The sequence below is a fragment of the Streptomyces sp. NPDC058964 genome (assembly GCF_042741275.1).
Taxonomy (GTDB): domain Bacteria; phylum Actinomycetota; class Actinomycetes; order Streptomycetales; family Streptomycetaceae; genus Streptomyces.
Genome location: NZ_JBHYKH010000266.1, coordinates 1,761 through 9,065 on the forward strand (window position 1 = coordinate 1,761; position 7,305 = coordinate 9,065).

Genomic DNA, 7,305 nt, shown 5'->3' on the forward strand with positions numbered 1-7,305 from the left:
GCCCGCCGCCCGCCGCCCGCGGGGGCCCCCCCCCGCCGGCGGGGGGGCCCGCCCCCGGGCCGGCCGCCCCCCCCCCCCCCGCGAGCACTGGCGGCATCGGGACGTGCGTGCCGCGGTTCGAACGGTGTGCCCGGATCAGACCGCCGGCGACGGGTACGTCGGGTACTCCACCCCGGAGACGTGCTGGACGACGCGGACGACCTGGCAGGAGTAGCCGAACTCGTTGTCGTACCACAGGTAGAGGATCGCGTTGTCGCCCTCCACCTTCGTGGCGCCGGCGTCGACGATCGAGGCGTGGCGCGAGCCGATGAAGTCGCTGGAGACCGAGTCGGGGGCGGTGGTGAAGTCGATCTGGCGCCTGAGCGGCGAGGTCAGCGACACCTCGCGGAGGTGCTCGAGGACCTCCTCGCGGTCGGTCGGACGGGCGAGCTGCAGGTTCAGGATGGCGATCGAGACGTCCGGCACCGGGACGCGGATCGAGCTGCCGGTGATCTTCGCCTTGAGGTCGGGCAGCGCCTTGGCCACGGCCGAGGCGGCACCGGTCTCGGTGATGACCATGTTGAGCGGCGCGGAGCGGCCGCGGCGGTCGGCCTTGTGGTAGTTGTCCAGCAGGTTCTGGTCGTTGGTGAACGAGTGGACGGTCTCCACGTGGCCACGCAGCACGCCGAACTCGTCGTCCATCGCCTTGAGCGGCGGGACGATCGCGTTGGTGGTGCAGGACGCGCAGGACAGGATCTGCTCGTCGGGCTTGATCATGTCGTGGTTGACGCCGTGCACGATGTTGGGGACGTCGCCCTTGCCGGGCGCCGTCAGGACGACCTTGTCGACGCCCGGGCGCAGGTGCTTCGACAGGCCCTCGCGGTCGCGCCACTTGCCGGTGTTGTCGATGAGGATGGCGTTGCGGATGCCGTACGCCGTGTAGTCGACCTCGGTCGGGTCGTTCGCGTAGATCACCTTGATCGCGTTGCCGTTGGCGACGATCGTGCTGTTCGCCTCGTCGACGGTGATCGTGCCCTGGAACTGACCGTGGATGGAGTCGCGGCGCAGCAGCGAGGCGCGCTTCACGATGTCCTGCTCGCCGCCGCCGCGCACCACGATGGCGCGCAGTCGCAGGCCGTTGCCGGAACCGGACTTCTCGATCAGCAGGCGGGCGACGAGGCGGCCGATCCGGCCGAAGCCGTAGAGGACGACGTCGCGGCCCTCGCCGCGCTCGATCTTGTTGGCACCCGTGGCGCCGGCGACGGCCTCGGCGGTGAACGCCTCCACCGTGAGGCCGCGGTCGTCGGCCTTGTGGGTCGCGGCGAGCATGCCGATGTCGATCTGGGACGGACCGAGGTCGAGCGTGGTGAGAGCCTGCAGGAAGGGCAGCGTCTCGGTGACCGTCAACTCCTCGCCGGCGATCTGCCGCGCGAACCGGTGGGTCTTCAGGATGCTGACCACCGACTTGTTCACCAGCGAGCGGCTGTGCAGCAGGACCGTGACGTCCCGCTCCCTGTGCAGCTTTCCGATGATCGGGATCATGGACTCCGCGATCTCTTCGCGGTTCTTCCAGTCGGTGAACGAGTCGTCGTTGACAGTCACAGGAATCTCTTTCGAGCTAGGTGGCGCTCATATGCTAGCGCCACCCTGCTTTCATCATTCAAACGGGTTGTCCGGCCGCGCTGTGACCGTCGTCATGCCCTGGGTCAGGGACGCACGTTCATCCGCCGGCAGTCCTTGAGCCCGTTGTCGACGGCGCACTCGACGAGAGCGCCGCCGACCTGCGTCACCAGGTGGGCGACGGGCCCCTCGGACGCCCCCTTGTCCTTGCCGGCGGCCAGGGCCGGCGCCGCAGTCGCGGCCAGCGCGGCGGCGGCCAGCAGCACGGCCACCGGTACTCGCCTTGTGCGCATCGTCACGTCCATCTCTCCCTCTCCTCGCCGGTCGCGCGGTACGCGGCCGGGGTGCTGTGGCAGTACGGCCCGTCCAACGAGATCCGGGTGTCCGGGACACGATGGCGGGCGGTTATCTTGTGAGGGCGAAGGCGCGATGGAACGCTTCCTGTCCGCCGGTGGACGGAGGAGTGGCGGATGGAGCTGGAGCTGCGGCATCTGCGCGTGCTGTGCGCGATCGCCGACGCGGGGAGCGTGGGCCGGGCCGCCGCGGACCTCGGGTACTCCCAGCCTGCCGTCAGCACGCAGCTCAGGCGGATCGAGCGCTACTTCGGCGAGCCGCTGTTCGTGCGCGGGACGGCGGGTGTGCGGCTGACACCGTACGGCGTCGAGGTCGTCGCCCAGGCGCGCGACGTCCTGGCGCGAGCCGACGCGATCGGCCGCCGCCGGGCCTCCGGCGCCGAGAGGGAACGGCGGACCCTGCGGGTCGCGGCGACCAACTCACCGGTCCTGCCGGGCGCGGTGTCCCGGTTCCGCACCCGGCTGCCGGACGTCGACCTCTCGGTGAACAGCGTGTACGCCTCCTCACGGATCGTCGAGCTCCTGGAGGAGGGCGCGGTGGACGCCGCCATCGCCGCCGACTACCCCGGAATGGAGCTGACGCACTCGGACGCGGTGGCGCACCGCGGGATCGTCACCGAGCCGACGTTCGTCGCCCTCCCGTCCCGGCACCGCCTCAGGCACCGGGCCCAGGTCTCACTCGCCGACCTGGCCGAGGACGCCTGGTTCCTGACACCCGACGACGGTGCGGGATGGCCGGGCGTCTTCTACGCGGCCTGTGAGGCGGCCGGTTTCACCCCGGTGACCGTGCACGAGTTCCTGGGTGACCGGCTGCAGCTGCAGAGCATGATCGCGGACGGGCTCGGTGTGTCCCTCGTCCAGCCGACCCTGCGGCCGATCCCGCAGGTGGTGGTCAAACCACTGGCCGGCACGCCGCTGTGGTGCCGTTATGTGCTGGCCTGGCGGCGGGGCGCGGTGACCGAGGAGCTGGCGGAGACGCTGTTCCGGGCGGCCGTCGACGCGCACAAGGAACTCGTCGCGCAGTCACCGCACTTGAGGACCTGGGCGGCGCGCACCTGGAGCATCGCCGGCACGTAGCCGGTGCCGGGCATTGCAAGTCGGTCGACGATGCCCGGTGTTATGGGTCAGTGGTGTCATGTGCTATGTCACACACCATTGTTGGGGCAGGCAGGCCTTGGCACAGTGCTGCACACGCCTCATCACCCCCATAGAGGCGCATCCATCCGTGGAGGAGCCCAGATGCGCTACCGCTCCGCGCTGCCCGGACGCACGGCCGGCACCCTCGCCGTCTGCGTCACGCTCGCCGGCCTGCTGTCCGTGCCGGCACTCGCGGCAACCCCGGCCCCGACGGCCGGCCCCACCGCCGTCACCGCGTCCCCGACGCCGACGACGCCCCCACCGACCGGCTCGACCGCCACCCTCACCACCGACCGCCCCGCCGTACAGGACCGGCGACTCAGCCCGGCCCAACTGCCCCCAATCGCACCGCCGCCCGCGCCGGCCCGGACCCGCGCCGCGACGAAGAAGGCCTCGTGCACGCCGGCCGACTTCGGCAGCAGAACCGGGTCCGCGCTAGTCGCCTTCGTCAAGGCGTCGGCCACCGAGTGCGTCAACACCCTCTTCGCGGTCACCGGTCCGGCCGCGTACGACGTCTTCCGCCAGTCCCAGATGGTCACCGTCGCCAACGCCTTCACCCGCGCCGCGCGCACCTATCGCGGCGACAACGCGGACGGCATCCGGCAACTCGTCCTCTTCCTCCGGGCCGGCTACTACGTCCAGTTCAACAACGCGTCCGACGTGGGCCCGTACGGTCCGCGCCTCGCCTCGGCCACCACCTCCGGCCTGGACACCTTCTTCGCCCGCCGGCACTCCTGGGACGTGACCGCGGCCAACGGCGACGTGCTGGGCGAGGTCGTCATCCTCACCGACAGCGCCGACCGCCAGGCCCGCTATCTCGACGTCTACCAGCGGCTGCTCGACGACTACGACAGCTCGTACGACGACGTACCCGCCATGCTGGCGGCGGTCAACGACGTCTACACCCCCCTGTGGCGCGGCAACTGGAACCCGGACTACGTCGACGCGGTCACCGAGGACCCGGGCATCGTCGACACCCTGGACACCTTCGCGCTCGACCACCGCGACCTGCTCGGCACCGACCGGTCCTACCTGGACTCCAACGCGGGAATGAACCTCGCCCGCTACGTCGAACACCCGGCGCTGCAGGCTCTGGTCCGGCCGCTGGCCAAGGACCTGCTGGACGCCTCGGCGATCACCGGCCCCACCGCCGGGCTGTGGGTCGCGGTGGCGACGCAGGCCGACGCCTACGACCGCGCCGACTGCTCGTACTACGGAGTCTGCGATCTGCCCGGCCGGCTGACGAGGGCGGTCCTGCCCGTCACCCACGCCTGCGACGCGGCGCACACCATCCGGGCCCAGGCGCTCACCCCCGCCGACCTCGACGCCGCCTGCGCCAGTGTGCTGGGCCAGGACTCCTACTTCCACGGCCTCGTCAAGGACGACGGCCCGATACCCGGCCAGTACGTGTCGACCATCGACCTCGCCGTCTTCGCCGGCCGCTCCGACTACCAGACCTACGCCTCGGCGATCTACGGCGTCAGCACGGACAACGGCGGCATCACCCTGGAAGGAGACCCGGCCGACCCCGCCAACAGGCCGCTCTCGATCATGTACCAGAAGAGCTACGACGACGGCTTCCCGGCCCGGATCTGGAACCTCAACCACGAGTACACGCACTTCCTCGACGCCCGTGACGACATGAAGGGCGACTTCGCCCGGCAGACGTCGGTGCCGGACGTCTGGTGGATCGAGGGCCTGGCCGAGTACGTCTCCTACGGCTACCGGGGGATCACCGACGACCAGGCGGTCACCGAGGCGGGCCGGCACACCTACCGGCTGAGCACCCTCTTCCAGAACACCTACGCCAACAGCGACGTCACCCGCACCTACCCGTGGGGCTATCTCGCGGTCCGCTACATGTTCGAGAACCACCCGGCGGACATCCAGCGTATGCTCGCCCGCTTCCGGGCCGGTGACTACGCCGGCGGATACGACGTGTACGCCTCCGGCATCGGAACCCGCTACGACGGCGACTTCGACCGCTGGCTCACCGCGTGCGCGAGCGGCGCCTGCGCCACCCCGTAGGACGCCCGGGACAACGGCTCCTCACCAGCCCGTCAGCAGCAGGTGGTTGACCAGCAGGGTCAGCGCCGCCTGAACGGCGAGCCACGCCCGCGGGCGGGTGAGGAGCGCGCACGCGGGGAGCAGCCACAGGGCGAACGGCAGCCAGATGCGTTCCGTCTCGGCCTTGCTCATGCCGGACAGGTCGGCGACGAGCAGCGCCGCCAGGGCGCCGAGCACGAGCAGGGCGAGCCGGGCGTCGTCGCCCGCCTCACAGGTGCCTTCGGGCATCCGCCGGGGGAGCAGGGCGGCCCGGTCGCGGACCAGCGCGGCACCGGCCCGGCCCAGGCCGGCCGCGGTCGCGAACCCTACGGTCACGACGGTGCAGGCCAGGTTCGCCCAGACCCAGTAGCCGTAGGGACGGATGCCGCCGACTCCCTGGTAGTAGCGCGTGACCAGGAGCCGGTAGCCCTCCCACCAGTCGAAGCCGGTGAGGGTGAACAGCAGCGGGAACACGGCGAGACCGGCCAGGAGGAACGGCAGCCCGCTCACCAGGACGCGGGCCCGGACCCGGCCGAGCAGCACCACCACGGCCCCGATCAGCGCGAACAGTGCGAGGCCGTAGGAGAGATAGCAGGTCAGGCCGAACAGCAGCCCCGCGCCGAACACGGCCACGGCCCTCCGCCAGACCCCCCTGCGTCCCGTCACCGCCAGCGCGAGCAGCGCGACGGACCACGCGGCCACCGCCGTGAAGTATCCGTCGGCGGACGCCCCGACCCACACCGCGGCCGGTGCCAGCACCAGGAACGGCGCGGCCCGCCGCGCCATGTCCCGTCCCGCCAGCAGCCCCACCGTCATCAGTACGGCCGCGCACGCCGTCGTGCCGACGGTGATGCACCAGGCGCCTGCCCAGCCCCCGCCGCGCAGACCGGCGCGGTCGAGGAGTACGAAGGTGAGCGTCGCGCCCGGGGGATGGCCCGCGATGTGGGCGGGCCAGGGGGAGGGGGAGTGGGCCAGGATGTGGTGGGTGAAGTCGCGCAGGGTGCCGGGAATGTCGTGGAAGCGGCCGACGACCCGGAGGTACTCGTTCTTGGTGGTGAGCCGGTCCGCCACGCCCCGGTGCCAGCCGTCGACCAGTGCCAGCGACCACGTCCAGGCCAGCGAGGCACCCCAGGCCGCAGCGAGCAGCGCCCGCCACGGCAGCCGCCGGGCGAGACGGGGGCCGTACCCGGCCACGGCCACCGCCACCGCCAGGGCGGCCGGGGTGCCCGGCCCCACATGGGGGTCCCACTCGGCGAACAGCGGCGGCCAGTGCACGAACAGCGTGCGGTGGGCGTCCTGGATGCGGCGGCCGACCAGCACGGCCGTGAGGACGAGCAGGGCGGCGGCCGCGACGGCGTAAAGATCGCGGAGGACTGAGCGGGTCACAGCGGAACGCTAGGCCGAAAGGCGGCCCGGGAGTCGGCGCGTGGGCCGGACGTCAGCGTTTCGTCATGGGTCGCGCCCCTGTTCGGAGGCGGTCCCGGCCTACGGTCGGGACATGCGCGACCCACGGCTCCCCACCTCGCCCGGCTTCTGGCGCAGCCCCCTGCGCGGACCCTGGTTCACCTCCGTGCTCGGCCTTGTCCTCCTCGTCGGCATCACCGTGCTCTTCGTGACCGGACTGATCTCGTACGCCGCCTACAACCCGGATCTGTCGCCGGTGAACGACACGACCCCGGACAAGGGCATTCTCGGGTTCTACCTCTTCTCGTGGCCGACGAGCCCGCACTGGCTCTACCGGTTCACCCAGGGCGTCCACGTCACCCTCGGGCTGACACTGATCCCCGTCCTGCTGGCCAAGCTGTGGTCGGTCGTGCCGCGGCTGTTCACCCTGCCGCCGGCCCGCTCCGTCGCCCACGCCGCGGAGCGGATCTCCTTGCTGCTGCTGGTCGGGGGCGCCCTGTTCGAGTTCACCACGGGGGTGCTCAACATCCAGCTCGACTACATCTTCCCGGGCTCCTTCTACCCCCTGCACTTCTACGGCGCCTGGGTGTTCTTCGCCGCGTTCGCCGCGCACGCCGTGCTCAAACTGCCCATGGCCGTCGGGAACCTGCGCGGGCTGCGGGAGGAGGGGGAGGGAGAGCTGGTCGCACCCAGTCCCGATCCGCCCACCGTCTCCCGGCGCGGGGCGCGCTGGTTGGGCTGCCGGGGGAGACAGGAACATATTGCC

At 71.3% G+C, this 7,305-nt stretch carries 5 protein-coding genes and 1 pseudogene; 3 read left to right on the plus strand and 3 right to left on the minus strand.

The features are described 5' to 3' along the window. Positions 1–135: 135 nt before the first annotated feature. Positions 136–1,581, minus strand: coding sequence for a glyceraldehyde-3-phosphate dehydrogenase (locus ACFW2E_RS28015; protein WP_384469847.1), 1,446 nt, complete (start codon positions 1,579–1,581; stop codon positions 136–138). 104 nt (positions 1,582–1,685) lie between these two features. Beyond that, a complete protein-coding gene (locus tag ACFW2E_RS28020; RefSeq protein ID WP_384469848.1) occupies positions 1,686–1,898 on the minus strand; it encodes a hypothetical protein in 213 nt (70 codons plus the stop codon). A 171-nt stretch (positions 1,899–2,069) separates the two neighbouring features. On the opposite strand from ACFW2E_RS28020, the gene ACFW2E_RS28025 reads away from it, so the two are divergent. Together ACFW2E_RS28025 and ACFW2E_RS28030 are read left to right on the plus strand one after the other, a co-directional pair. Beyond that, a complete protein-coding gene (locus tag ACFW2E_RS28025; protein ID WP_384469849.1) occupies positions 2,070–3,029 on the plus strand; it encodes a LysR family transcriptional regulator in 960 nt (319 codons plus the stop codon). Between the two features lie 162 nt (positions 3,030–3,191). After that, positions 3,192–5,117: a collagenase gene (locus ACFW2E_RS28030; RefSeq protein ID WP_384469850.1), complete on the plus strand. Its 1,926-nt coding sequence runs from the start codon at positions 3,192–3,194 to the stop codon at positions 5,115–5,117. Positions 5,118–5,138: 21 nt separating this feature from the next. Here ACFW2E_RS28030 and ACFW2E_RS28035 read toward each other — a convergent pair whose 3' ends face one another. After that, entirely contained in the window at positions 5,139–6,521 is a 1,383-nt protein-coding gene (locus ACFW2E_RS28035) for a hypothetical protein (protein ID WP_384469851.1), read from the minus strand. Between the two features lie 112 nt (positions 6,522–6,633). On the opposite strand from ACFW2E_RS28035, the pseudogene ACFW2E_RS28040 reads away from it, so the two are divergent. Then, positions 6,634–7,305: pseudogene (locus ACFW2E_RS28040) on the plus strand (hypothetical protein); the annotation flags it as partial.

Excerpts from the sequence above, each read along its gene's own strand:
- ACFW2E_RS28025 (WP_384469849.1), top strand. The coding sequence starts at position 2,070 with ATGGAGCTGGAGCTGCGGCATCTGCGCGTGCTGTGCGCGATCGCCGAC.
- ACFW2E_RS28030 (WP_384469850.1), top strand. The coding sequence starts at position 3,192 with ATGCGCTACCGCTCCGCGCTGCCCGGACGCACGGCCGGCACCCTCGCC.